Source organism: Paenibacillus sp. BAC0078 (assembly GCF_054483875.1).
The window spans coordinates 39,055-63,135 of the sequence record NZ_JBTLRW010000024.1 but is presented as its reverse complement, the minus strand read 5'-3'; the positions used below and the strand labels follow the sequence as shown (position 1 = coordinate 63,135).

Sequence of the window (24,081 nt, the reverse complement as noted above, 5' to 3'; positions counted from 1 at the left end):
CTCATAGGATGCGTACAGATAGAAAGCGTGGGCCGGAGACAATACCTTCCTTATGCGTACCTGTAGACAGGAGGCGGGGAAGCCAAAGAAGAGGGGAACCGTGATGTTTAAGCATATCAAATCGGACATTCGGGCAGTATTCGACAACGATCCCGCAGCCCGCAGCTGGTTCGAGGTTGTCTTCACCTATGCCGGACTTCACGCCATTTGGGCGCACCGGCTCGCGCATTTTTTTTACAAGCGGCGCTGGTTTACGCTCGCACGAATCGTTTCCCAAATCAGCAGGTTCATGACCGGTGTTGAAATCCATCCTGGCGCTACCATCGGCAGCAGATTGTTTATCGACCATGGCATGGGAATTGTCATCGGAGAAACCTGTGAAATTGGTGATGATGTTATTATCTATCAAGGGGTTACGCTTGGAGGAACCGGGAAGGAAAAGGGGAAGCGGCATCCAACCGTCGGCAACAATGTTGTTATTGGCTCAGGCGCGAAAGTACTGGGATCGTTCCGGATCGGCGATAATTGCAATATCGGCTCCAATTCGGTGGTTCTGCGCGAAGTGCCGAGCAACAGCACCGTGGTTGGCAATCCTGGCCGGGTGGTCAAGCGCAACGGGGAACGGGTATCCGACCGCCTTGACCATACCAAGATGCCGGACCCGCTTATCGATTCCCTGCGCTTCCTGCAGAAAGAGATCGAGGAGATCAGAGAGCAGCTAGGCACAGAAGACAAGCAAAAACAAGAGCAGCGCAGGCTGGAAAGCCAGCAATATATCGGCGATTACGAAATATAATCAGGAAGGATTGGGAAAAGAATGGCTTTGCAAATCTACAACACAATGTCCCGCAGCAAGGAACTGTTTGCGCCGCAGGAACCAGGCAAGGTGAAAATGTACGTATGCGGTCCAACGGTATACGGCTATATGCATATTGGAAATGCCAGACCGATTATCGTTTTTGATATGGTGCGAAACTACCTGGAGCATATCGGCAATGAAGTGCAGTATATTACGAATTTCACGGATGTAGACGACAAGCTGATCCGCAAAGCGGAGGAAATGAACACCACTGTAGCTGAGGTAGCGGAGACTTTTATTGCGGCTTACAGTGAAGATATCGCGGGCCTGGGCGTGAAGCCGGCAACAATGAATCCGCGCGTAACACAGAGCATGGACCTGATTATTGAGTTCATCAAGGAGCTTGAGGAAAAAGGTTATGCTTATGAAAATGGGGGCGACGTCTACTACCGCACAGCCAAATTTGCCGATTACGGCAAGCTGTCCCGCCAGAACCTGGAGGAGCTGCACTTCGGCATCCGGGTAGAAGTGGATTCACGCAAAGAAAAGCCTGAGGATTTTGTGCTCTGGAAGGCAGCCAAACCTGGCGAAGTTCACTGGCACAGCCCTTGGGGCGACGGACGTCCCGGCTGGCATATTGAGTGCTCGGCTATGGCCCGCGAATTTCTTGGCGACACTATTGATATCCACGGCGGCGGGCAGGATCTGCAGTTCCCGCATCATGAATGCGAATGCGCCCAGACAGAAGCGTTAACAGGCAAGCCGCTCTCCAACTACTGGATGCACAACGGATTTATTAATATCGGCGACGAAAAAATGTCGAAATCGCTCGGCAACGGTCATCTCGTAAAAGACATCCGCGAGCGCTTCAAAGCCGGGACCATCCGTTATTTCATGCTCTCCACGCATTACCGCAATCCGTTGAACTTCACGGAAGAATCCATGCTGTCCGCTGAAAAAAGTGCTGAGCGTATTGCTCTTGCTGAGAGCAATGTGAAGCATCGGCTGGAGCTTGATCCAGCAGGTGCCGAAGGAGAGGCCAGCGGGCAGATCACGGAGCGCTTGTCAGCGATCATTAACAATTTTCATGCCAAAATGCAGGATGACTTCAACACGCCGGATGCGATTACGGCGGTGTTCGATTGGGTAAGCCTTGCGAACAACACACTTGCGAATACAGAGGCGCTGTCCGCAGACTTTGCCGCACTGCTGAAGGCTTTTGCCGAGATGAATGCGGTGCTGCGCCTTACTCCAGACCATGATGATGAGGTTGCCGGTGAAGAAGTGGAGCGTCTGATTGCTGAGCGGGCGGAGGCGCGCAAAAATAAGAACTGGAGCCGTTCCGATGAGATCCGCGATGAGCTGAACGCCATGGGCATCCTGCTTGAGGACACTCCGCAAGGCATGCGGTGGCGGCGGAAATGAGCGGGCCATTTCAACCGGAGAGCGCCTGGTTTCCCTATGAGCCTTCCAAGCAGGCCCGGCTGCTCCCGCCGCTCGTGCTGGCGTATGCAGGTGATGCCATTTACGAGGTGGCGGTCCGCCAGTACCTGATTTCGCTGCCGAACCTGCGCCCGAACCATCTGCACCGTGCAGCGACAGGATTAGTCTCGGCCAAAGCGCAGAGCACAATTCTGGCTTATCTTGAGCCGATGCTTACCGATGAGGAGAAGGAGGTTGCACGGCAAGGGCGGAATGCCAAGTCGGGGACAATTCCGAAAAATGCCGATGTGCTGGAATACCGCCACGCCACCGGGTTCGAATGTCTGATCGGCTATTTGTATTACACAGGCCAGCAGGCCAGAATACAAGAAATCGTTCACAGCAGCTTACAATACATGATGAACCGGTCGAAGTAAGGCTTTTTCGGGATATTCCGGGATAAGATTTATAGAACAGGAGGCATGAACATGGAAGAATTGAAGACAGAAGAGGAAGTGCTGGCTGGCAAGCATTCAGTGCTTGAAGCGCTTCGTGCCGGCCGTACCCTTAATAAAATATGGATTGCCGAAACGGCACAAAAGCATTTGACCGCACCGATCATCGCCGAAGCACGCAAAGCGGGGATTGTGATCCAGCATGTAGATAAAAGAAAGCTGGATCAGCTTGCCCCTGGAGTACAGCATCAGGGAGTAGTGGCACAGGCGGCGCCATTTGCCTATGCCGAGGTGGCGGATATTCTGGCAGCAGCAGAAGCCAAGGGGGAACCGCCGTTTCTTATTTTGCTGGATGAAATCGAAGATCCGCACAATCTGGGCTCTATTCTGCGTACCGCCGATTGCACCGGTGTGCATGGAGTCATTGTTCCCAAACGGCGCTCGGCACAGATAACAGCTACCGTATCCAAAACCTCCGCAGGTGCTGTGGAATATGTTCCTGTCGCACGGGTGACCAACCTCGGACAGACAATAGACCGGCTCAAGGAGCTGGGGGTCTGGGTAGTCGGTACCGATGTGGATACAGATCAGAATCTGTATGCCTCTGATATTTTTACTGGTCCGGTGGCTGTGGTGATCGGCAACGAGAATAAAGGGATGGGCCGTTTGATCCGGGAAAAATGCGATGTTCTGCTGAAGCTGCCTATGGCCGGAAAAATCAATTCGCTAAATGCTTCAGTCGCCGCAGGCGTTGTTATGTATGAGGTGCTGCGCCGCCGGCATCAGCAAGGGTAGCGATGGCTGACTGGCGTGATATTCTGCTTGTGGACGGATACAATATGATCGGCGGCTGGCCTGATCTTGCCGCATTGTCACAGACCGGCATGCAGGAAGCGCGCGACAGACTGCTGGATTTACTGGCAGATTATCAGGCATTCTCCGGGCTGCGTGTCATTGCCGTGTTCGATGCTTACCGTGTGCCTGGCCTCGGGCGTTCCTTTGTGCAGGGGAAAGTGCAGGTGTTCTTCACCAAGGAAAAAGAGACTGCGGATGAATGCATCGAGCGGCTAGTCGGTGAGTTCAGTCACCGCAGGCGGCAGATTCACGTAGCCACCAGTGATTTTATTGAGCAGCATGTCATTTTTGCCCAAGGCGCACTGCGGATATCCGCCCGGGAACTGCGGATTGCGATCGAAGAGAATCAGAAGCAGGTCAAGAAAGCAATCGAACCACAGAGCATCAGCTCCAAACGGAATTCCTTGGAAGAAAAGCTGCCGCCTGAAATGCGCAAACGGCTGGAGGACTGGCGCCGTCAGTGAAACTGCCGTAAGCTGTAGCATCTCTGGACGAAATGACATAAAATGTTATTGAAGATTGTTTTTGGACAATATGCGGTTGACGTTGTAAGGTAACATAATATATACTGGTCCTATATTTCGCGAAGTAACGATGTGTCTTGCGTTGCAGCCGGGGGGATTCTTGGTGAGTGTCGACCTCAAGGAAATAATGCTGTCCGAGTATGATTTCATAAGCGATGAAGAAATTGTCGAGATCTTCCGTGGTGGCGACAGTGGCGCATTGGAGCATTTAATTAACAAGTACCGTAACTTTGTCCGTGCCAAGGCCCGCTCATATTTTCTGATTGGGGCAGACCGTGAAGATATTGTGCAGGAAGGCATGATCGGCTTATATAAGGCAATTCGTGACTTCAAGGGCGACAAGCTCTCTTCATTCAAGGCATTTGCCGAGCTCTGCATTACCCGCCAGATTATTACCGCCATTAAGACAGCCACCCGCCAGAAGCATATTCCGCTCAATTCTTATGTCTCTTTGGACAAGCCCATTTATGATGAGGATTCTGACCGGACATTGATGGATGTCATTTGCGGAACCCAGGTGCTTGATCCTGAGGAGCTGATTATCAATCAGGAAGAATTCATCGGCCTGGAAGATAAGATGGCGGAGATTTTGAGTGATTTGGAACGCAAGGTTCTGATGCTCTATCTGGACGGACGGTCCTATCAGGAGATTGCTGAGGATTTGAAGCGGCATGTGAAGTCAATTGACAACGCTCTGCAGCGAGTGAAACGTAAATTGGAAAGATATCTGGAAGTGCGTGACAATTGATGATATAATGAACAGGAAAGGCTCGGACATCGAGTCTTTTTTTAGTGCATTAAGATATTTCAGTTGAAATGACAGGATTTTGGCCGCTTGACATTGACAGCAGGTTTATAGACTGATTGAATGCTCCATAATGGTAAGTAGGAACGGCTATGCCGTAAGAGAAGCATTAATTAATACCCTTTCGAAACATGGAAAAGGAAATGCCAAAGATGATATACGGCGCAAGGCTGGAGCACCCGAAATTACCCAATGCGATGGGGAATTCTTTCGTTGACACAGCAGTTGACATTATGCTAAAGTGTTTTAGGTAGGCCTAAATTCGCGGCTTTTTTTTAGGATCAATTTTGCGTCTTCTAATTTCAACGTTAGAAGGACGTCTTCGGGAGGTGCACATCATGCGGGTAATTATCACTTTGGCTTGTACAAGTTGCAAACAAAGAAACTATGCGACAACCAAAAACAAGCGAAATCACCCCGACCGCTTGGAGATGAAGAAATTTTGCAAGTTCTGTAACGAGCAAACTCCTCATCGCGAAACCAGATAGTCTTTGGAGGTGTAGTCGGCGTGAAACGTAGTTTCAAGTCTTTGTTTTCCTTTTTCACTGAGAGCTGGAGTGAACTTAAGAAGGTTCGCTGGCCCAGCCGTAAGGAACTGAAGAACTACACATTGATCGTTCTCGGTACAATTGTAGTGATCGCTCTTTACTTCTGGGTTCTGGACATCGGTATTTCCGCTGTGATCGAAAGGATTATTTAGAGAGGTCCCAGGTGGCTTGGTATGGAAAAAAGATGGTATGTTGTTCATACCTATTCCGGGTATGAGAATAAGGTTAAGGCCAATTTGGAAAAGCGCGTTGAGTCCATGGGCATGGAAGACAAAATATTCCGTGTTCTTGTTCCTATGGAAGAAGAACTGGTAAACAAGGACGGCAAGAAAAAAACCGTCATGCGTAAAGTTTACCCTGGTTATGTTTTGGTCGAAATGATTCAGACTGATGATTCTTGGTATGTGGTCCGCAATACGCCGGGCGTTACCGGTTTTGTCGGTTCGACAGGTTCCGGGTCCAAGCCTACTGCTCTGCTTCCGGAAGAAGTTGAACAAATTCTGAAGCATATGGGCATGGTTGAACCTAAAGCGAAGATTGATTTCGAAATTAAGGAATCCGTACGTATTATGGTTGGTCCCTTTGCGAATTTTGTGGGCTCCGTGGAAGAAATTTTGGCTGACAAGAGCAAGATCAAAGTGCATGTTAACATGTTTGGACGGGAAACCCCGCTGGAGTTGGATTTCACTCAAGTGGAGAAAATATAACAGTCGCAAGGGTTTCTTGTGGGAGAACGCGTTTTAGCGTTCGAATACCACTATTCACGCAAGGAGGTGTCACTCATGGCTAAAAAAGTTATTAAAATGGTGAAACTGCAGATTCCTGCAGGGAAAGCGAACCCAGCGCCTCCAGTAGGTCCGGCGTTAGGTCAAGCAGGTGTCAACATCATGGCATTCTGTAAGGAATTCAACGCTCGTACTGCCGACCAGGCTGGCCTGATCATTCCGGTTGAAATTACAGTATTTGAAGACCGTTCCTTTACCTTCATCACCAAAACTCCTCCGGCTGCCGTTCTGCTTCGCATCGCTGCTAAAGTAGAAAAAGGATCCGGTGAACCAAACAAGAAAAAAGTAGCGAAGCTGGGCCGCGCAGCGGTTCGTGAAATCGCTGAAACAAAAATGCCTGACCTGAACGCTGCATCTGTTGAAGCTGCAATGCGTATGGTTGAAGGTACTGCCCGCAGTATGGGGATCACAATCGAAGACTAATTAGTATTCGATGAACCGGTCATTTATGACCGTAATATGTGGGAGGAATTTCCGCTAATACCACAAAGGAGGAACATTTTCATGGCTAAACATGGTAAGAAGTACCAAGAATCAGCTAAGCTGATCAACAGCGAAGCTACTTACGAGCCTTCAGAAGCTGTAGAGCTTGTGAAAAAGGCGGCAACTGCCAAGTTCGACGAAACCGTTGAAGCAGCAGTTCGTCTGGGTGTAGACCCGCGTAAACAAGACCAAGCAGTTCGTGGTGTGGTTGTACTGCCTCACGGCACAGGTAAAACACAACGCGTGCTTGTTTTTGCAAAAGGTGAAAAAGCGAAAGAAGCGGAAGCTGCTGGCGCGGATTATGTAGGCGATCAGGATATGATCAACAAAATCCAACAGGGCTGGTTTGAATTCGACGTCTGCGTAGCTACACCTGATATGATGAGTGAAGTCGGTAAACTAGGTCGTCTGCTTGGTGGTAAAGGTCTCATGCCTAACCCTAAAGCCGGCACAGTTACTTTCGACGTTACCAAGGCTGTTCAAGAAATTAAAGCCGGTAAAATCGAATACCGTCTCGATAAAGCAGGTCAAATTCACGCGCCTATCGGTAAAGTGTCTTTCGATGCTGCACAACTGAACGATAACCTCAAAGCTCTGATCGACGCTCTGAACCGTGCGAAACCGGCTGCTGCCAAAGGTGTATACCTTAAAGGCGTTGCAATTTCGTCCACTATGGGACCTAGCGCTCGTGTGAACACAGCTGCTTTCAGATAAATAAAGGTTGACTCTCGCAGTCATCTTTGATAATCTATAACAGTTGTAAACTTTAAGGTGATCATTCTTGAACTTGAATATGCTTACCGTAGACAGTAGGTGCCGCAGGGCTTAATTTCCTACCGAGGTGTTGTGATAGAAACAAGAAGTGCCTGGCTTATGCCTGATCCACTTTCGTTTTATCAAGCCTTCGTGAATCTGCGGAGGCTTTTCTAATGCCTGCGTAGGAACGACGCGGATTCTTCGGGAAGAATCGTCGTGACATAATTTTTCAGGAGGTGTATACAATTGGCAAATGCAAAAGTAATCCAAGCTAAACAGGATGCGGTTGATGTTGTTACTGGCAAACTGCAGAACAGTGTTTCCACTGTTGTTGCGGACTACCGCGGATTGAACGTTGCCCAAGTAACCGAACTGCGTAAGCAGCTTCGTGAAGCTGGGGTTGATTTTCAAGTCCTGAAGAATACATTGGTTCGTCGCGCAACAGCTGCGGCTGAACTGACTGAACTCGATGCAGTTCTGACTGGTCCTACAGCGGTCGCTTTCAGCGAAACTGACGCAGTAGTAGCAGCTAAGATTCTGAACGATTTCGCTAAGAAGAACGACGCTCTGAAACTTAAAGGCGGCGTTGTAGAAGGCCGTGTCATTGATGCGGAACAACTGAAAGCACTGGCTGAGCTTCCTTCCCGCGAAGGTTTGCTGTCCATGCTGCTTAGCGTGCTTCAAGCTCCAATGCGCAACTTCGCGCTTGCAGTTAAAGCTGTCGCTGAGAAAGAAGAGCAAAGCGCGTAAGCCTTTGACTCTAGTCTCGTAACAAAACACAAACAAATTTAATTATAAAATGGAGGTTCAACCATGAGTAAAGAAGCAATCTTGGAAGCAATTAAAGGCATGAGCGTATTGGAACTGAACGACCTGGTTAAAGCAATCGAAGAAGAATTCGGCGTAACTGCTGCAGCTCCAGTTGCAGTAGGTGGCGGCGCTGCTGCTGCAGTTGTTGAAGAACAATCCGAATTTGATGTAGTTTTGACTAACGCTGGTGCTTCCAAAATCAATGTTATCAAAATCGTTCGCGAAATCACAGGTCTGGGCTTGAAAGAAGCTAAAGACCTCGTAGACAACGCACCTAAGCCAATCAAAGAAAAAGTAAGCAAAGAAGATGCAGAAGCTGTAAAAGCGAAATTGGAAGAAGCAGGCGCAGCTGTAGAACTGAAGTAATATAAGGTAATTAGGTTTTCTCCCGGAATGCGCAACGCGCATTCCGGTTCCAGCAACCCCCTTGAACTTGTTCAAGGGGGTTGCTCTATAAGGAAGATGCGAGCTTGCTAGAAAGAGTACAACGAAAGGGAGGATTTTATGTCGCAGCATTATTACTCGCAGCAGCCCGATGCACGTCATGACAGACGTACCATAGATACGGTGCTGAGAGGAAGAAGCCTCCGCTTTACCAGTGACGCCGGTGTTTTTTCCAAAGGAGACATTGATTTCGGCAGCCGTGTTCTGATTGAAGCAATGGATATTCCGGATGGATCGTTTGTGCTTGATGTAGGGTGTGGTTATGGGCCTATTGGGATTAGTGCAGCTTATCTGACACCCAAAGGACATGTGACTATGATTGATATCAACAGCCGTGCAGTGGAGCTTGCCCGTGAGAATGCCCGAAACAACGGAGTGGGCAATGTAACGGTTATGGAGAGTGATGTGCTCTCCGCAGTGAGCGGACAGAAATTTGATGTGATACTGACGAACCCTCCGATCCGTGCCGGCAAGGCGGTAGTGCATCAAATTTTTGAAGAAGCACATGAGCATCTGAATGATGGTGGAACGCTGTGGATTGTGATTCAGAAGAAACAAGGGGCTCCATCGGCTGTGGCTAAGCTTGAGAGCTTGTTCCCGGATGTGGAAGAAGTGGGGAAAGACAAAGGGTATCGAATCATTAAGGCGCAAAAATAAAATATATAACCTGTTGACAGGCGATGTCGATAGTGTTATTATTATAAAATGTCAGTATTAAGCTAGGCTCCATGTCTTTAGTTTGCTGAAATGTCAAGTGATATATTGTCGCCGGTAAGCGCATGCCGTACGGCAAGTTTTTGCGAATTCAGTTCTCTATGTTCCTGTCACGGCGAAGGTCGCCGGGGCAATAGATAATAGCGCATAAACTGTTGCTTGGTGACGTATAATACTTACGTTTTAGGCAAATCTACTGGATAAGGAGTATTTTGGCCGTGGAAAGATGCGCTCTTTTTTCGAAGATTTCGATAAGGGCTTTTCTTCATTTATGGCTGAATCCTTATGTTATGGTTCCATTATACGGGTCCAAACAAGGGTTCGCAATCAATTTTTAAGTGAGTAGACATGAGGGGTGAGTAAAGTTGGCAGGACATCTTGTTCAGTATGGTCGACGCACTCGGCGGAGCTATGCGAGAATTAAAGAGGTACTCGAGGTCCCTAACCTGATCGAGATCCAACAAAAATCTTATGATTGGTTTTTGGAGGAAGGATTGCGGGAAATGTTTCAGGATATCTCGCCGATCCAGGATTTCACGGGTAATTTGGTACTTGAGTTCATTGATTACAGCCTAGGCGAACCGAAGTATACGGTTGACGACGCTAAAGAGCGGGACGTAACATATGCGGCTCCTCTACGTGTGAAAGTGCGGCTCATTAATAAGGAGACCGGTGAGGTCAAAGAGCAGGAAGTGTTCATGGGAGATTTCCCGCTGATGACGGAGACCGGCACTTTTATTATCAATGGTGCGGAACGGGTTATTGTCAGCCAGTTGGTTCGCTCTCCAAGCGTCTATTTCAGCACGAAAGTAGATAAGAACGGCAAAAAAACCTACACCGCCACAGTAATTCCAAACCGCGGAGCCTGGCTTGAGCTGGAAACCGATGCTAAGGACATCATGTACGTCCGCATCGACCGGACGCGTAAAATTCCGGTTACCGTGCTTCTGCGTGCTCTCGGGTTCGGCAGTGATGCCGAAATTCTGGAACTGCTGGGCAATGATGAATATATTCGCAATACGCTGGATAAAGACAATACGGACTCTACGGAGAAGGCGCTTATCGAAATCTACGAGCGTCTGCGTCCGGGCGAACCGCCGACACTGGATAACGCCAAGAGCCTTTTGGTTGCGCGTTTCTTCGATCCAAAACGCTATGACTTGGCCAATGTAGGCCGTTACAAAATCAACAAGAAGCTGCACATTAAGAACCGGCTGTTTAATCAGCGTCTGGCGCAACCACTGGTTGATGAAGCCACAGGAGAAATTCTGGCGGAATCCGGACAAATGGTTGACCGCAGACTTCTTGATGAGCTGATTCCTTATTTCGAGAAGGATGTCGCTGCCAAAACCTACCGTGTAACCGGCGGGGTGCTGGACAGTGAAGATATTCCGCTGCAAACGATCGACGTGTTCTCTCCGATCGAGGAAGGCCGGGTTATCAAGCTGATTGCCAACGGCAATATCGACAAATCCGTTAAGCATATTACCCAGGCTGATATTATCTCCTCAATCAGCTACTTTATTAATTTGCTGCACGGTATCGGCAACACGGATGACATTGACCACTTGGGTAACCGTCGTCTGCGTTCCGTTGGTGAATTGCTGCAGAACCAATTCCGTATCGGGCTGTCCCGTATGGAGCGCGTGGTGCGTGAGAGAATGTCGATTCAGGATGCGAACGCAATTACACCGCAGGCTCTGATCAATATTCGTCCGGTTATCGCATCTATTAAAGAGTTCTTCGGCAGCTCCCAGCTGTCACAGTTTATGGACCAGACGAACCCGCTGGCAGAACTTACGCATAAACGTCGTCTGTCTGCACTCGGACCAGGCGGTCTGACTCGTGAACGCGCGGGCTTTGAGGTTCGTGACGTCCATCACAGTCACTACGGCCGGATGTGTCCAATTGAAACGCCAGAAGGTCCGAACATCGGTCTGATCAACTCCTTGTCCACCTTTGCCCGCATCAATGAATACGGCTTTATTGAAGCTCCGTATCGTTGGGTGGACCCGAAGACCGGCAAGGTAACGGAGCATATTGATTATCTGACCGCCGATGAAGAAGATAACTATGTAGTTGCCCAGGCAAATGTACAGATCGATGAAGATGGAACCTTTAAAGAGGACATGGTTATCGTTCGTTACAACAAGGATTCAGATAACATTACCACTATGGCCAGCAGTCGTGTTGACTACATGGACGTATCGCCAAAACAGGTCGTATCCGTCGCTACGGCGCTCATCCCGTTCCTGGAGAACGATGACTCCAACCGCGCACTGATGGGATCGAACATGCAGCGCCAAGCTGTTCCGTTGTTGATTCCGAAGGCACCGCTGGTTGGTACAGGGATGGAGCATAAATCCGCTAAGGATTCCGGTGTATGTATTGTTTCCAAATATGACGGTATTATCGAACGCTCCTCTGCCAATGAAATTTGGCTGCGCCGTGTTGAAACTGTTGACGGCAAGGAAGTTAAAGGCGATATCGTTAAGTATAAATTGCATAAATTCATGCGTTCGAACCAGGGTACCTGCATCAATCAACGCCCGCTTGCTAAACGGGGCGATATTGTGAAGAAAGGTGATATCCTGGCAGATGGTCCTTCTACAGAAATGGGCGAATTGGCTCTGGGCCGCAACGTAGTCGTTGCGTTCATGACTTGGGAAGGCTACAACTACGAGGATGCGATCCTGCTGAGTGAGAAGCTGGTTAAGGAAGATGTATACACTTCGATCCATATCGAGGAATACGAATCCGAAGCCCGCGATACGAAGCTCGGACCTGAAGAAATTACACGTGACATTCCGAACGTGGGTGAAGAAGCGCTGCGCAATCTCGACGAGCGCGGTATCATCCGCATCGGTGCGGAAATCAACGCCGGCGATATTCTTGTTGGTAAAGTAACTCCTAAGGGTGTAACTGAGCTGACTGCTGAAGAACGCCTGCTCCATGCTATCTTTGGTGAGAAGGCACGTGAAGTTCGTGATACCTCTTTGCGCGTTCCTCATGGTAGTGATGGTATTATCGTTGACGTAAAAGTATTCACACGCGAGAACGGCGATGAGCTGCCTCCGGGTGTTAACCAACTGGTTCGTGTCTACATCGCTCAGAAACGTAAGATTTCTGAAGGTGACAAGATGGCCGGACGTCACGGTAACAAGGGTGTCGTTGCCCGTATCCTGCCAGAAGAAGATATGCCTTTCCTTCCTGACGGTACGCCGGTACAGGTTGTCCTGAACCCGCTGGGTGTACCTTCGCGTATGAACATCGGGCAGGTGCTCGAAGTCCATCTCGGTATGGCTGCACTTCGTCTCGGTATTCACGTAGCAACGCCGGTATTCGACGGTGCGCGCGAGTATGACGTATTTGATACGATGGAAGAAGCAGGTATGCAGCGTAATGGTAAAACCGTGCTTTATGACGGGCGCACAGGTGAACGCTTCGAGCGTGAAGTTACGGTCGGTGTCATGCACATGATCAAACTGGCGCACATGGTTGACGATAAGATTCATGCCCGCTCCACGGGTCCTTACTCTCTCGTTACCCAGCAGCCACTCGGCGGTAAAGCCCAGTTCGGTGGACAGCGTTTCGGGGAAATGGAAGTTTGGGCGCTTGAAGCTTATGGCGCTGCCTATACACTGCAAGAAATCTTGACCGTGAAATCCGATGACGTGGTTGGCCGCGTGAAGACGTATGAGTCCATCGTCAAAGGTGAAAATGTTCCAGAACCGGGTGTTCCGGAATCGTTCAAAGTATTGATCAAGGAGCTGCAGTCACTGGGTATGGATGTGAAAATCCTCAGCGGCGACGAGCAGGAAATTGAGATGAAGGAACTGGACGATGAGGACGAGACGTCAGGCGACAAGCTGAGCCTTAATTTGGAAGGCGCAGAGGTCGGAATAGAGTAGTTAGCCAGCAGGACATTAATTTCATCTAAAAATGGACCGCGCCCTCTGTCGACTTCACCGTCAACAGAGGGCTGTGCGGTACTAAATCAGGATATAGGTTAAGGAGGGTTGCTCCTTGTTGGACGTTAACAATTTTGAATTTATGAAAATCGGGCTCGCTTCTCCGGAAAAAATTCGTTCTTGGTCCCGCGGAGAAGTTAAAAAACCGGAAACCATTAACTATCGTACGTTAAAACCGGAGAAGGAAGGTCTTTTCTGCGAACGTATTTTCGGACCGCAAAAGGACTGGGAATGTCATTGCGGTAAATACAAACGCGTCCGTTACAAAGGCGTTGTGTGCGATCGCTGCGGCGTTGAAGTTACCCGCGCTAAAGTTCGCCGCGAACGTATGGGCCACATTGAGCTGGCAGCTCCTGTTTCTCATATCTGGTATTTCAAAGGGATTCCGAGCCGTATGGGTCTGGCGCTTGACATGTCCCCAAGATCACTTGAAGAGATCATCTACTTCGCATCGTATGTTGTAACTGATCCAGGTGAAACTCCTCTTGAGAAAAAGCAACTATTGTCCGAGAAAGAATACCGCAGCTACCGTGAAAAATATGGCTACGGATTCCAAGCCGGCATGGGTGCTGAGGCTGTCAAAAAGCTGCTTCAGGATATCGACATTGATAAAGAACTGGAATTCCTCAAAGAAGAGCTGCGTACGGCCCAAGGCCAGCGGCGCAATCGGGCGATTAAGCGTCTGGAAGTTATCGAGGCTTTCCGCAACTCCGGCAACAAGCCTGATTGGATGATCATGGATGTGCTTCCGGTTATCCCTCCAGAGCTTCGTCCAATGGTTCAGCTCGATGGCGGACGTTTTGCTACGTCTGACCTCAATGATCTGTACCGCCGTGTAATTAACCGGAACAACCGTCTCAAGAGACTGCTGGATCTCGGCGCTCCTGATATTATTGTGCAGAATGAAAAGCGCATGCTACAGGAAGCTGTCGATGCATTGATCGACAACGGCCGCCGTGGTCGTCCAGTAACAGGTCCTGGTAACCGTCCGCTCAAATCTCTCAGCCATATGCTGAAAGGTAAACAAGGACGTTTCCGCCAGAACTTGCTCGGTAAACGCGTTGACTATTCCGGTCGTTCCGTTATCGTCGTAGGACCTTACCTGAAGATGTATCAATGCGGTCTTCCGAAAAAAATGGCGCTTGAATTGTTCAAGCCGTTCGTCATGAAAGAACTTGTTAACAAAGGACTTGCCCATAATATCAAGAGCGCAAAACGCAAGGTTGAGCGCGTAAGCCCTGAGGTATGGGATGTGCTTGAGGAAGTAATCAGAGAGCATCCGGTTCTGCTAAACCGTGCTCCTACGCTTCACAGACTTGGTATTCAAGCTTTCGAACCGATTCTGGTGGAAGGTCATGCAATCCGTCTTCACCCGCTCGTATGTACGGCTTATAACGCCGACTTTGACGGTGACCAGATGGCGGTGCACGTTCCTTTGTCAGCAGAAGCTCAAGCAGAAGCACGTATTCTCATGCTGGCATCCGGTAACATCCTGAACCCTAAGGATGGTAAACCGGTAGTTACCCCTTCCCAGGATATGGTCCTTGGTACATTCTACCTGACCATGGACAACAAGGAAGAAAAGGGAACAGGCATGATTTTGCGTACCGTGAACGAAGCTGTTTCGGCTTATCAGCGCGGAACCGCAGGCTTGCATGCCCGTGTGGCTATTCCTGCTAAAGCGCTCGGCAAGACCAGCTTCACTGAGGCGCAGCAAGGAGCAATGCTGATCACAACAATCGGTAAGATTATCTTCAACGAAATCTATCCGAGCAGTTTCCCATATATCAACGAAGCAACCAAAGCAAATCTGCTGCAAGGCACACCGGAAAAGTATTTCATCTATGAAAAAGGTGCGGATATCCGCGAACTGATCATGGCTGCTCCGGATGCAAGTGCGGTGGGTAAGGAATATCTGGGGCTCATTATTGCCCGCTGCTTCGAAACCTATCACACAACCAAAACCTCTATGATTCTGGATAGAATCAAACAACTCGGCTTTACTTATTCCACACGCTCCGGTGTTACGGTTGCTGTTTCCGACGTCGTTGTGCCTGAAGAAAAAGCCACCATTCTTAAAGAGTCTGAGGCCAAGGTTGATGTGGTTGCTAATCAATACCGCCGCGGTCTGATTACTAACGATGAACGGTATGACCGTGTTATCGAGATTTGGTCCAAGACGAAGGATGACTTGACCAATATCCTGCTGAAGTCGATGGACCGCTTCAACTCCATCATGCTCATGGTCGACTCCAAGGCGCGCGGTAACAAATCGCAGATCACCCAGCTTGGTGGTATGCGCGGTCTGATGGCTACACCTTCAGGACGAATCTTTGAATTGCCAATCAAGGCGAACTTCCGTGAAGGCCTGACAGTCCTCGAGTACTTTATCTCTACTCACGGCGCGCGTAAAGGTCTGGCGGATACAGCGCTGCGTACAGCGGATTCAGGTTACCTGACCCGCCGTCTCGTTGACGTGGCACAGGACGTTATCGTCCGTGAAGAGGATTGCGGAACCGATAAAGGCTTCACGGTTAGCCGCATCCAGGATGGCAAGGAAGTTATCGAGGACCTGTACGACCGTATTGAAGGCCGTTACTCCTTTGAAACTGTCCGTCATCCGGAAACGAAGGAAATTATCGTTCACCGGAATGATCTGATTGACTCCGACAAGGCAGAGGAAATTGTCAATGCCGGTGTTACCAAGCTGCAGATCCGCTCTGTACTGAGCTGCCGTGCCCGTCACGGAGTCTGCAAGAAGTGCTACGGACGCAACCTGGCAACAGGCAAGTTCGTGGAAATCGGGGAAGCAGTCGGCATTATCGCCGCCCAATCCATCGGTGAACCAGGAACACAGCTTACCATGCGTACGTTCCATACCGGGGGGGTTGCCGGTGATGACATCACGCAAGGTTTGCCGCGTATCCAAGAGCTGTTTGAAGCCCGTAACCCTAAAGGTCAGGCTACAATCAGTGAGATTGACGGGGTAATCAAGGAAATCCGCGAAACTAAGGACCGCCGTGAAATCGAGGTTCAAGGTGAAGCTGAATCCAAGACTTATTCCATCACTTATGGTTCACGCCTGCGTGTCAGTGAAGGCCAGGAGATTGAAGCCGGCGATGAGCTGACAGACGGTTCGATTGACCCTAAAGAAATGCTGCGCATCAAAGGGATCCGCGGGGTACAGAACTACATTCTGCAAGAAGTGCAGCGTGTATACCGTAACCAGGGCGTTGAAATCAATGATAAGCACATTGAAGTTATGATCAAGCAGATGCTGCGTAAGATCCGTATTATCGACGCTGGAGATACTAACCTCCTGCCTGGCGCATTTGCGGATATTTACGAATATGAAACAGCTAACAAGGAAGCAATCCTTTCCGGTAATGAGCCAGCTGTTGCCAAACCGGTACTGCTCGGTATTACCAAAGCTTCCCTTGAGACAGATTCATTCCTGTCTGCTGCATCTTTCCAGGAAACAACACGCGTCCTGACAGATGCTGCAATTAAGGGTAAAGTGGATAAGCTGCTCGGTCTCAAAGAAAATGTTATCATTGGTAAGCTGATTCCTGCTGGTACTGGCATGAATCGTTACCGCAACGTCAAGCTGACAGATCCGAATGAAGAGAGCGTAGAAGAAGCTCTAGAAACGGTTCCGGCTGAATAATTGAATAATCACAGTTGGCAGATTCCGCGTCACGGTTCCCAATAAATCGTGGCGCGGCTGACTGCTGTGAATATTAATAAATTTATTGCTGATTTTCTTGACATCAACTGATGATAATGCTAATATGTCTAAGGTGCGTGAGTAGCCTTGTTATTCTTAATCATTGGAGGTAAGCTTTTATTATGACTGATGATATGGGACTGCAGGATGCTCAGGTCAAGATCGGTTCCAAACAAACCGTTAAGGCGGTAGAGTTGGGCCAAGCTGCAGAAGTCTATGTGGCGGAGGACGGAGATCAACGGCTTACTTCCAGAATTGTATTGCTTTGCAACAAACAAGGCGTGAAGGTCACCTATGTGGATACCATGCTGAACTTGGGCAAAGCCTGCGGTATAGAAGTTGGTGCTGCTATGGCAGCCGTCTTAAAACAATAGCAAGAGAAACGTTTTTGTACCGGGGGTACACTTCGGTGGCAAGAACTTTTCATTTGTCTTTTTATGAACCACCTGGGTCTGTGGACTTAACGTTCATAAATAGATTACTACTTCAGGAAGGGGGTGGCACAACAATGCCAACTATTAACCAATTGGTTCGTAAAGGCCGTCAAGCCAAAATCGACAAATCCAAATCTCCTGCTCTTCAAAAAGGGTTCAACGCCCTGAAGCGTGAGGCTACGAATTTGAGCGCTCCGCAAAAACGCGGTGTATGCACTCGTGTAGGCACAATGACTCCACGTAAACCAAACTCTGCACTTCGTAAGTATGCCCGTGTTCGTTTGACGAACCGTCTTGAGGTGACTGCTTACATCCCGGGGATCGGACATAACCTTCAAGAGCACAGTGTTGTATTGCTGCGCGGAGGTAAAGTAAAAGACCTTGCAGGGGTTCGTTACCACATCGTACGTGGGGCTCTGGATACAGCAGGTGTAGCTAACCGGATGCAAGCTCGCTCCAAATATGGCGCGAAACGTCCTAAGGCTAAGAAATAAGATCAGAATCCGAATAATAACCATTTAAGAAAGGGGGATATCCATGCCACGCAAAGGTCCAGTTACTAAGAGAGACGTACTGCCGGATCCATTGTATAATAGCAAGTTGGTTACTCGTTTGATCAACCGCATTATGCTGGATGGTAAGAGAGGTGTCGCTCAAAGCATTCTGTACAATTCGTTCAAGCTGATTCAAGAACGTACGGGTAAAGAACCGATGGAAGTTTTCGAAGCTGCCATCAAGAATATCATGCCGGTTTTGGAAGTCAAAGCTCGTCGTGTCGGCGGTGCTAACTACCAAGTACCTATCGAGGTTAAACCTGAAAGACGTACTGCTTTGGGATTACGTTGGCTCGTGAACTACTCTCGCAACCGCGGTGAGAAAACTATGGAAGAGCGTTTGGCGGCTGAGATTATCGACGCTTCCAACAACACAGGCGCTTCCGTTAAGAAACGCGAAGACACGCACAAAATGGCTGAAGCGAACAAAGCGTTTGCTCACTACCGCTGGTAGGATTAAGGTCATTCAACTAATCTATATTTTGAAGGGAGACCCAATTCATGGCAAGAGAGTTCTCCTTAAAAAATACACGTAATATCGGGATCATGGCACATATTGATGCTGGTAAGACTACTACCACAGAGCGGATTCTTTTCTACACAGGCCGTACGCACAAAATCGGTGAAGTTCACGAAGGCGCTGCTACAATGGACTGGATGGAACAAGAACAAGAGCGCGGGATCACTATTACTTCCGCTGCTACAACCGCTGCATGGAAAGGTCACCGCATCAATATCATTGATACCCCAGGACACGTTGACTTCACTGTTGAAGTTGAACGTTCCCTGCGTGTATTGGATGGGGCAGTAGGCGTTTTCAGTGCGAAAGAGGGCGTAGAGCCTCAGTCTGAAACCGTATGGAGACAGGCTGACCGGTATGGCGTTCCCCGTATCGCTTATGTTAACAAGATGGATATCATCGGCGCGGACTTCCTTAACGTTGTTAAGGACATGCGTGATCGTCTGCAAGCGAACGCAGTTGCAATCCAACTGCCAATCGGTGCAGAAAATGATTTCGTTGGTATCATTGACCTGGTTGAGCAAAAAGCTCATATGTTCAAAGACGATCTGGGTCAAAACATCGAAGTTACAGATATTCCGGCGGAATTTCTGGAACAAGTTGAGGAACTGCGTCTCGAGCTGATCGAGAAGGTTGCAGAACTCGACGAAGATCTGACTATGAAGTACCTTGAAGGTGAAGAAATTACAGTCGAAGAGATCAAAGGCGCGCTGCGCAAAGGCGTATGCGAAGTTAAGATCTTCCCTGTAATCGTTGGATCCTCCTACCGCAACAAAGGGGTTCAGCTTATGCTGGACGCTGTTGTTGATTACTTGCCATCCCCGCTGGATGTACCTGCTATTCAAGGTCATCTGGACGACGGTTCTGAAGCGGTTCGCCATTCTTCGGATGAAGAGCCATTCTCCGCACTGGCATTTAAAATCATGACAGACCCTTATGTTGGTAAACTTACGTTCTTCCGCGTGTATTCCGGTATCCTGGAATCCGGTTCTTACGTAGTGAACGCTACTAAGAACAAACGCGAGCGTATCGGCCGTATTCTGCAGATGCATGCTAACAGCCGTCAAGAAATCTCCATCGTTTACGCTGGTGATATCGCAGCAGCAGTTGGTCTGAAAGACACAAGTACAGGCGATACTCTTTGCGACGAGAAACATCCGGTCATCCTGGAGTCGATGAACTTCCCTGATCCGGTTATCGAAATCGCAGTTGAACCAAAAACCAAAGCCGACCAAGATAAATTGGGCGTTGCTCTCGGTAAGCTGACTGAAGAAGATCCAACTCTTCGTGCGCATACTGATGAAGAAACTGGCCAAACCATCCTGGCAGGTATGGGTGAGCTTCACCTTGACATTATCATCGACCGTATGCGCCGTGAATTCAAAGTAGAAACCAACGTGGGTAAACCACAGGTTGCTTACCGCGAAACATTCAAGGCACCAGCACGCGTCGAAGGTAAATTCGTTCGCCAATCCGGCGGTCGCGGTCAGTACGGTCACGTATGGGTTGAATTTGAACCTCTCGAGCCAGGTACTGGCAGCCAATTCGAAAGTAAAGTTGTCGGTGGTTCCGTTCCTAGAGAATACATCGCTCCTGCACTTGCCGGTATTGAAGAGCAAATGAAAAACGGCGTACTTGCAGGCTTCCCGCTTGTAGACGTTAAGGCAACCATCGTTGATGGTTCTTACCATGATGTAGACTCCAACGAAATGGCGTTCAAAATCGCCGGCTCGATGGCACTCAAAGCAGCTAAAGACAAGTGTAAGCCTGTCCTGCTTGAGCCAATCATGAAAGTGGAAGTAACTGTTCCTGAGGAATACATGGGCGATGTTATGGGTATGCTGAACTCCCGTCGCGGTAGAATCGAAGGTATGGATTCCCGTGGTGGTGCGCAAATTATCCGTGCTAAGGTACCTCTTTCCGAAATGTTCGGATACTCCACAACACTCCGTTCCGGTACTCAAGGACGCGGCGTATTCTCGATGGAACTTTCTCACTACGAAGAAGTGCCTAAGACTATCGCAGAAGAAATCGTCTCCAAGAACAAAGGCGCAGAGTAATCAAACTGTTTTAACTTGCCACCCGGGCCTCTAACACTCAGTCACCCTAGAATTTAAGTACCGGTGTGGCTCTAAAATAAAGGAACCCCATTATAAGGAGGAACTGTTCAAATGGCAAAGGCAAAGTTTGAACGTACTAAACCGCACGTTAACATCGGTACAATCGGTCACGTTGACCATGGTAAAACAACTCTGACTGCTGCAATCACAACTGTACTGTCCAAGAAATACGGCGGTGCTGCTGTAGCATTCGACCAAATCGACAAAGCTCCAGAAGAACGCGAACGTGGTATCACTATCTCCACAGCTCACGTTGAATATGAAACTCCTAACCGTCACTACGCACACGTAGACTGCCCTGGACACGCCGACTATGTTAAAAACATGATCACTGGCGCAGCGCAAATGGACGGAGCTATCCTGGTTGTATCCGCAGCTGACGGCCCAATGCCACAGACTCGCGAACACATCCTGTTGTCCCGTCAGGTAGGCGTTCCTTACATCGTTGTATTCCTGAACAAATGCGACATGGTTGAAGACGAAGAGTTGCTTGAACTGGTTGAAATGGAAGTACGCGATCTGCTGAACGAATACGAATTCCCAGGCGATGACACTCCAATCGTTCGTGGTTCCGCTCGTGAAGCTCTGCAGAACCCTGATGGCGACTGGGCTGCTAAGATCGTTGAAATGTTCGAAACTATCGACACTTACATCCCACTGCCAGAACGCGACACTGACAAGCCTTTCTTGATGCCAGTCGAAGACGTATTCTCCATCACTGGCCGCGGTACCGTGGCAACTGGCCGTGTAGAACGCGGAACAGTTAAAGTTGGGGAAGAAGTTGAAATCGTTGGTATTCACGAAGATAAGAAAAAATCCGTTGTTACGGGCGTTGAAATGTTCCGTAAATTGCTGGATTCCGCTCAAGCGGGCGACAACATCGGCGCACTCTTGCGTGGTGTTGACCGTAACATGATCGAGCGCGGCCAAGTATTGGCTAAGCCGAACTCCGTTAACCCACACACTGAGTTCACTGCTCAGATCTACGTTCTGACTAAAGAAGAAGGCGGACGTCACAAACCTTTCTTCACTGGTTACCGTCCACAGTTCTACTTCCGTACAACTGACGTAACTGGTATCATCAACCTGCCAGAAGGTACTGAAATGGTTATGCCTGGTGACAACATCACTGTAACCGTACAACTGATCTCCCCTATCGCTATTGAAGAGGGTACTAAATTCTCCATCCGCGAAGGTGGCCGTACAGTTGGCGCCGGTACTGTAGCATCTATCCAAAAATAATTTGGCTCTATCCATTAGGATAGATCTGAACTATAAAAGCAGGGACTCTTCATTCGAAGAATCCCTGCTTTTTTTTTGCGGTAATCAGTATGACTATTACAGTTTAACCTCGTACTCACAGCAATCATGCCCCGTAGCATTACATTTAATTTCTTTTACAGATACTTTGCGTCCCATTATATTGGATAGAGTTCCTTCCAACTCACAGATCATCTTCTCCTCTTCAAGGGTGGACATCCCTTACAAAAGCAACTACTAAAGATATTGATTTTGTGGTCATCAGAACGAACAATACGGGGAACCCCGATTTTTATGCTTCAAAAAGCTGGAGCAATGGAGTCCGATAACATTATCACAGTAGAAATTAAAGATATGGAAGCACTCCTCCATTTAGCTGAAGTCGATGATTATGGAACTCTAGATATTCTGTAGAAACTGATTTCTATTCGTGTTTTTCGACATAAAACGACAATATTCCTTATATAACTTTTATTTTTCAACAATATTCTACAAAAAACTACTTAAAATTCTTTGCATTTATCACATTCTTAAAGTAGAATATTTCTATACACTGATGTTAATTATTAGGAATTTAAGGGAGGTTAGCATGGGGAAGCGTCCTTTTTCTTTTTTACATGGTTTGACTTCGCGTAATGCAAGCAAGGAAGCTCCAGCCAATCACTCGATAGACCGTCACGATTATAACCACACGGTTGAAGCTTCATATCATACCCTTGAGGGCCATGATGAGTTGAACGAACAGATGCGGATGATAGACTTGTCTGAAGAAGACTTGAGTTTATTACGCCAAATGAAGCCCATTGTAGAGAAGAAAATCGACTACATAACCGATCAGTTCTATAATACTGTACTCGGTGTGAGCAAATTGGAAGCAATCATTCTGGAGCACAGCAGTATAGAACGCCTCAAAAGGACTCTTCGCGGACATATTATCGAGATTTTTAACGGGAACTTAAATGAAGAATATATCGCCAAACGCCTGGCTATTGCCAAAATCCATAAACGGGTAGGCTTGGAGCCCAAGTGGTACTTGTCTGCTTTTCAAAACCTGCAAAACGTGTTTATTACAGTCATATATAATGAAACGAACGAGGACAGCGAGCGGCTAAAGGTTGTTCAGACGGTGATAAAGCTGCTGAATCTGGAGCAACAGCTAGTGCTCGAGGCTTATGAGAAAGAAAACATTCGTGAGAAAGAAGAACAGTATTTGGCTGTGAAAAATGAACTGAAGCAGAAAATTGCCGAGTTCAGCGGTGAGCTTGTAGATCTGAGCATTGATACTAATGCAGCAGTAGAGCAGCTGGTGGCGAGCAGCAATGAAGTGAACAATACTTTCAGGAGAACTGCCGCGTCTGCTCTGGAGTCGCAGGGGATGGCCACAGAGGGGCATGGGCATCTCGATAGTCTTACTGACCAAATCAGTCTCATTTATGAAAGCACGCACGCAATGGAACGCTCGGTGAATGAATTGAGCAGTTCTTCCAAGCAAATTCAGAAAATTGTTGCCGCCGTGCAGGATATAGCTGATCAGACGAAAATATTATCACTTAATGCTACTATAGAAGCTGCAAGAGCTGGTGCGCACGGCAAAGGGTTCAGCGTAGTTGCCGGGGAGATCAGCCGCCTGGCGGAGGACACCAAAAATACGGTTGTGCGGATAGGAGAGCTGACTCATCAATCGGGAAGTCTCACTTTACAGGTTGTAGGAGAGATCCGAAAGGTTCAGGAGTTGACGAAGAGCGGCAAAGTTCAATCCATTGAGACCAGCCGGTTGTTCAGTGATATAGTGAATTCCATGCAGTCCAGCACACAGGAGATCGTGGCCGTCGAAGAAGAGATAAAAGTATTGATTCAGACCATTGAAGGAATAGGGACAACAACAGCGCAGACTGCAGCTTCTGCAGAGTATTTTAAGTCGGCGACGGAAAATCTTTGAGCGGGCAAACAGCGTATGAAAAAATCATGCGCTGTTTTTGCATTTTTGCTTGCAATGTTCCTGCCTATTATATATAATAATAAATGTTGTTCTGAGACGTTGCGATGATGTGAGAGGTTACTGACACACCCGGCCCCTTTGCCATGAGGTCGACGT

Annotated in this window: 23 protein-coding genes and 1 other annotated feature; of the genes, 22 read left to right on the top strand and 1 reads right to left on the bottom strand. The window is 48.4% G+C overall.

The features are described from left to right. Positions 1–103: 103 nt before the first annotated feature. The 21 genes from cysE to tuf all read left to right on the top strand — a co-directional run bounded on the left by cysE (position 104) and on the right by tuf (position 21,968). Positions 104–796, top strand: coding sequence for a serine O-acetyltransferase (cysE, locus tag ACX1DY_RS28020; RefSeq protein ID WP_458967413.1), 693 nt, complete (start codon positions 104–106; stop codon positions 794–796). A gap of 21 nt (positions 797–817) precedes the next feature. Next, positions 818–2,224: a cysteine--tRNA ligase gene (cysS, locus tag ACX1DY_RS28015; RefSeq protein WP_458967412.1), complete on the top strand. Its 1,407-nt coding sequence runs from the start codon at positions 818–820 to the stop codon at positions 2,222–2,224. Further along, positions 2,221–2,658 carry a Mini-ribonuclease 3 gene (locus ACX1DY_RS28010; protein ID WP_458967411.1) on the top strand — a complete coding sequence of 146 codons (438 nt, stop codon included), beginning with the start codon at positions 2,221–2,223 and terminating at the stop codon, positions 2,656–2,658. Before cysS ends, ACX1DY_RS28010 begins: the two co-directional genes overlap by 4 nt. Positions 2,659–2,709: 51 nt before the next feature. After that, positions 2,710–3,471 (top strand): 23S rRNA (guanosine(2251)-2'-O)-methyltransferase RlmB, encoded by a 762-nt coding sequence (gene rlmB, locus ACX1DY_RS28005; protein ID WP_458967410.1) that lies wholly within the window; start codon positions 2,710–2,712, stop codon positions 3,469–3,471. Between the two features lie 2 nt (positions 3,472–3,473). Next, complete coding sequence (locus tag ACX1DY_RS28000; protein ID WP_458967409.1) at positions 3,474–3,995, top strand: NYN domain-containing protein; 522 nt, start codon at positions 3,474–3,476, stop codon at positions 3,993–3,995. A gap of 163 nt (positions 3,996–4,158) precedes the next feature. Next, positions 4,159–4,803 carry an RNA polymerase sporulation sigma factor SigH gene (gene sigH / locus ACX1DY_RS27995; RefSeq protein ID WP_019908203.1) on the top strand — a complete coding sequence of 215 codons (645 nt, stop codon included), beginning with the start codon at positions 4,159–4,161 and terminating at the stop codon, positions 4,801–4,803. A gap of 395 nt (positions 4,804–5,198) precedes the next feature. Further along, on the top strand, positions 5,199–5,348 hold the full coding sequence (gene rpmG / locus ACX1DY_RS27990; RefSeq protein ID WP_074086515.1) for a 50S ribosomal protein L33: 150 nt from the start codon (positions 5,199–5,201) through the stop codon (positions 5,346–5,348). 20 nt (positions 5,349–5,368) lie between these two features. Continuing rightward, complete coding sequence (gene secE, locus ACX1DY_RS27985; RefSeq protein ID WP_019908206.1) at positions 5,369–5,560, top strand: preprotein translocase subunit SecE; 192 nt, start codon at positions 5,369–5,371, stop codon at positions 5,558–5,560. A gap of 21 nt (positions 5,561–5,581) precedes the next feature. Next, positions 5,582–6,115, top strand: a complete 534-nt coding sequence (nusG, locus tag ACX1DY_RS27980; RefSeq protein ID WP_238655642.1) for a transcription termination/antitermination protein NusG — start codon at positions 5,582–5,584, stop codon at positions 6,113–6,115. 75 nt (positions 6,116–6,190) lie between these two features. Beyond that, positions 6,191–6,616 carry a 50S ribosomal protein L11 gene (gene rplK / locus ACX1DY_RS27975; RefSeq protein WP_019908208.1) on the top strand — a complete coding sequence of 142 codons (426 nt, stop codon included), beginning with the start codon at positions 6,191–6,193 and terminating at the stop codon, positions 6,614–6,616. Between the two features lie 81 nt (positions 6,617–6,697). Further along, positions 6,698–7,390 carry a 50S ribosomal protein L1 gene (rplA, locus tag ACX1DY_RS27970; RefSeq protein ID WP_458967408.1) on the top strand — a complete coding sequence of 231 codons (693 nt, stop codon included), beginning with the start codon at positions 6,698–6,700 and terminating at the stop codon, positions 7,388–7,390. Positions 7,391–7,458: 68 nt separating this feature from the next. Continuing rightward, positions 7,459–7,613: a sequence feature (ribosomal protein L10 leader region), on the top strand. A 65-nt stretch (positions 7,614–7,678) separates the two neighbouring features. Further along, on the top strand, positions 7,679–8,182 hold the full coding sequence (gene rplJ, locus ACX1DY_RS27965) for a 50S ribosomal protein L10 (RefSeq protein ID WP_458967407.1): 504 nt from the start codon (positions 7,679–7,681) through the stop codon (positions 8,180–8,182). Between the two features lie 63 nt (positions 8,183–8,245). Then, positions 8,246–8,608: a 50S ribosomal protein L7/L12 gene (gene rplL, locus ACX1DY_RS27960; RefSeq protein ID WP_458967406.1), complete on the top strand. Its 363-nt coding sequence runs from the start codon at positions 8,246–8,248 to the stop codon at positions 8,606–8,608. 138 nt (positions 8,609–8,746) lie between these two features. Beyond that, complete coding sequence (locus ACX1DY_RS27955; protein WP_458967405.1) at positions 8,747–9,343, top strand: class I SAM-dependent methyltransferase; 597 nt, start codon at positions 8,747–8,749, stop codon at positions 9,341–9,343. A gap of 422 nt (positions 9,344–9,765) precedes the next feature. After that, positions 9,766–13,311, top strand: a complete 3,546-nt coding sequence (gene rpoB, locus ACX1DY_RS27950; RefSeq protein WP_458967404.1) for a DNA-directed RNA polymerase subunit beta — start codon at positions 9,766–9,768, stop codon at positions 13,309–13,311. A 115-nt stretch (positions 13,312–13,426) separates the two neighbouring features. Next, positions 13,427–17,038: a DNA-directed RNA polymerase subunit beta' gene (gene rpoC / locus ACX1DY_RS27945; RefSeq protein WP_458967403.1), complete on the top strand. Its 3,612-nt coding sequence runs from the start codon at positions 13,427–13,429 to the stop codon at positions 17,036–17,038. Between the two features lie 182 nt (positions 17,039–17,220). Then, complete coding sequence (locus ACX1DY_RS27940) at positions 17,221–17,472, top strand: ribosomal L7Ae/L30e/S12e/Gadd45 family protein (RefSeq protein ID WP_019908216.1); 252 nt, start codon at positions 17,221–17,223, stop codon at positions 17,470–17,472. Between the two features lie 134 nt (positions 17,473–17,606). Next, positions 17,607–18,026: a 30S ribosomal protein S12 gene (rpsL, locus tag ACX1DY_RS27935; RefSeq protein ID WP_019908218.1), complete on the top strand. Its 420-nt coding sequence runs from the start codon at positions 17,607–17,609 to the stop codon at positions 18,024–18,026. Positions 18,027–18,069: 43 nt separating this feature from the next. Further along, a complete protein-coding gene (gene rpsG, locus ACX1DY_RS27930; protein ID WP_019908219.1) occupies positions 18,070–18,540 on the top strand; it encodes a 30S ribosomal protein S7 in 471 nt (156 codons plus the stop codon). A gap of 47 nt (positions 18,541–18,587) precedes the next feature. Further along, positions 18,588–20,666, top strand: a complete 2,079-nt coding sequence (fusA, locus tag ACX1DY_RS27925) for an elongation factor G (protein WP_458967402.1) — start codon at positions 18,588–18,590, stop codon at positions 20,664–20,666. A gap of 111 nt (positions 20,667–20,777) precedes the next feature. After that, the gene (gene tuf / locus ACX1DY_RS27920) at positions 20,778–21,968 is read left to right on the top strand and encodes an elongation factor Tu (protein WP_458967401.1); all 1,191 of its coding nucleotides are present in this window, start codon (positions 20,778–20,780) and stop codon (positions 21,966–21,968) included. Positions 21,969–22,064: 96 nt separating this feature from the next. Here tuf and ACX1DY_RS27915 read toward each other — a convergent pair whose 3' ends face one another. Continuing rightward, positions 22,065–22,181 carry a V4R domain-containing protein gene (locus ACX1DY_RS27915; protein WP_458967400.1) on the bottom strand — a complete coding sequence of 39 codons (117 nt, stop codon included), beginning with the start codon at positions 22,179–22,181 and terminating at the stop codon, positions 22,065–22,067. Between the two features lie 394 nt (positions 22,182–22,575). On the opposite strand from ACX1DY_RS27915, the gene ACX1DY_RS27910 reads away from it, so the two are divergent. Further along, positions 22,576–23,925: a protoglobin domain-containing protein gene (locus ACX1DY_RS27910; protein ID WP_458967399.1), complete on the top strand. Its 1,350-nt coding sequence runs from the start codon at positions 22,576–22,578 to the stop codon at positions 23,923–23,925. Positions 23,926–24,081: the final 156 nt, after the last annotated feature.

What these genes read in the sequence shown, in the direction of transcription:
- tuf (WP_458967401.1), top strand. Translation starts at nt 20,778, where the DNA reads ATGGCAAAGGCAAAGTTTGAACGTACTAAACCGCACGTTAACATCGGT.
- cysE (WP_458967413.1), top strand. Translation starts at nt 104, where the DNA reads ATGTTTAAGCATATCAAATCGGACATTCGGGCAGTATTCGACAACGAT.
- rlmB (WP_458967410.1), top strand. Translation starts at nt 2,710, where the DNA reads ATGGAAGAATTGAAGACAGAAGAGGAAGTGCTGGCTGGCAAGCATTCA.
- rpmG (WP_074086515.1), top strand. Translation starts at nt 5,199, where the DNA reads ATGCGGGTAATTATCACTTTGGCTTGTACAAGTTGCAAACAAAGAAAC.
- rplK (WP_019908208.1), top strand. Translation starts at nt 6,191, where the DNA reads ATGGCTAAAAAAGTTATTAAAATGGTGAAACTGCAGATTCCTGCAGGG.
- rplL (WP_458967406.1), top strand. Translation starts at nt 8,246, where the DNA reads ATGAGTAAAGAAGCAATCTTGGAAGCAATTAAAGGCATGAGCGTATTG.
- ACX1DY_RS28010 (WP_458967411.1), top strand. Translation starts at nt 2,221, where the DNA reads ATGAGCGGGCCATTTCAACCGGAGAGCGCCTGGTTTCCCTATGAGCCT.
- fusA (WP_458967402.1), top strand. Translation starts at nt 18,588, where the DNA reads ATGGCAAGAGAGTTCTCCTTAAAAAATACACGTAATATCGGGATCATG.
- rpsL (WP_019908218.1), top strand. Translation starts at nt 17,607, where the DNA reads ATGCCAACTATTAACCAATTGGTTCGTAAAGGCCGTCAAGCCAAAATC.
- ACX1DY_RS28000 (WP_458967409.1), top strand. Translation starts at nt 3,474, where the DNA reads ATGGCTGACTGGCGTGATATTCTGCTTGTGGACGGATACAATATGATC.
- ACX1DY_RS27955 (WP_458967405.1), top strand. Translation starts at nt 8,747, where the DNA reads ATGTCGCAGCATTATTACTCGCAGCAGCCCGATGCACGTCATGACAGA.
- ACX1DY_RS27910 (WP_458967399.1), top strand. Translation starts at nt 22,576, where the DNA reads ATGGGGAAGCGTCCTTTTTCTTTTTTACATGGTTTGACTTCGCGTAAT.
- nusG (WP_238655642.1), top strand. Translation starts at nt 5,582, where the DNA reads ATGGAAAAAAGATGGTATGTTGTTCATACCTATTCCGGGTATGAGAAT.
- rpsG (WP_019908219.1), top strand. Translation starts at nt 18,070, where the DNA reads ATGCCACGCAAAGGTCCAGTTACTAAGAGAGACGTACTGCCGGATCCA.
- ACX1DY_RS27915 (WP_458967400.1), bottom strand. Translation starts at nt 22,181, where the DNA reads ATGATCTGTGAGTTGGAAGGAACTCTATCCAATATAATGGGACGCAAA.
- cysS (WP_458967412.1), top strand. Translation starts at nt 818, where the DNA reads ATGGCTTTGCAAATCTACAACACAATGTCCCGCAGCAAGGAACTGTTT.
- ACX1DY_RS27940 (WP_019908216.1), top strand. Translation starts at nt 17,221, where the DNA reads ATGACTGATGATATGGGACTGCAGGATGCTCAGGTCAAGATCGGTTCC.
- rplA (WP_458967408.1), top strand. Translation starts at nt 6,698, where the DNA reads ATGGCTAAACATGGTAAGAAGTACCAAGAATCAGCTAAGCTGATCAAC.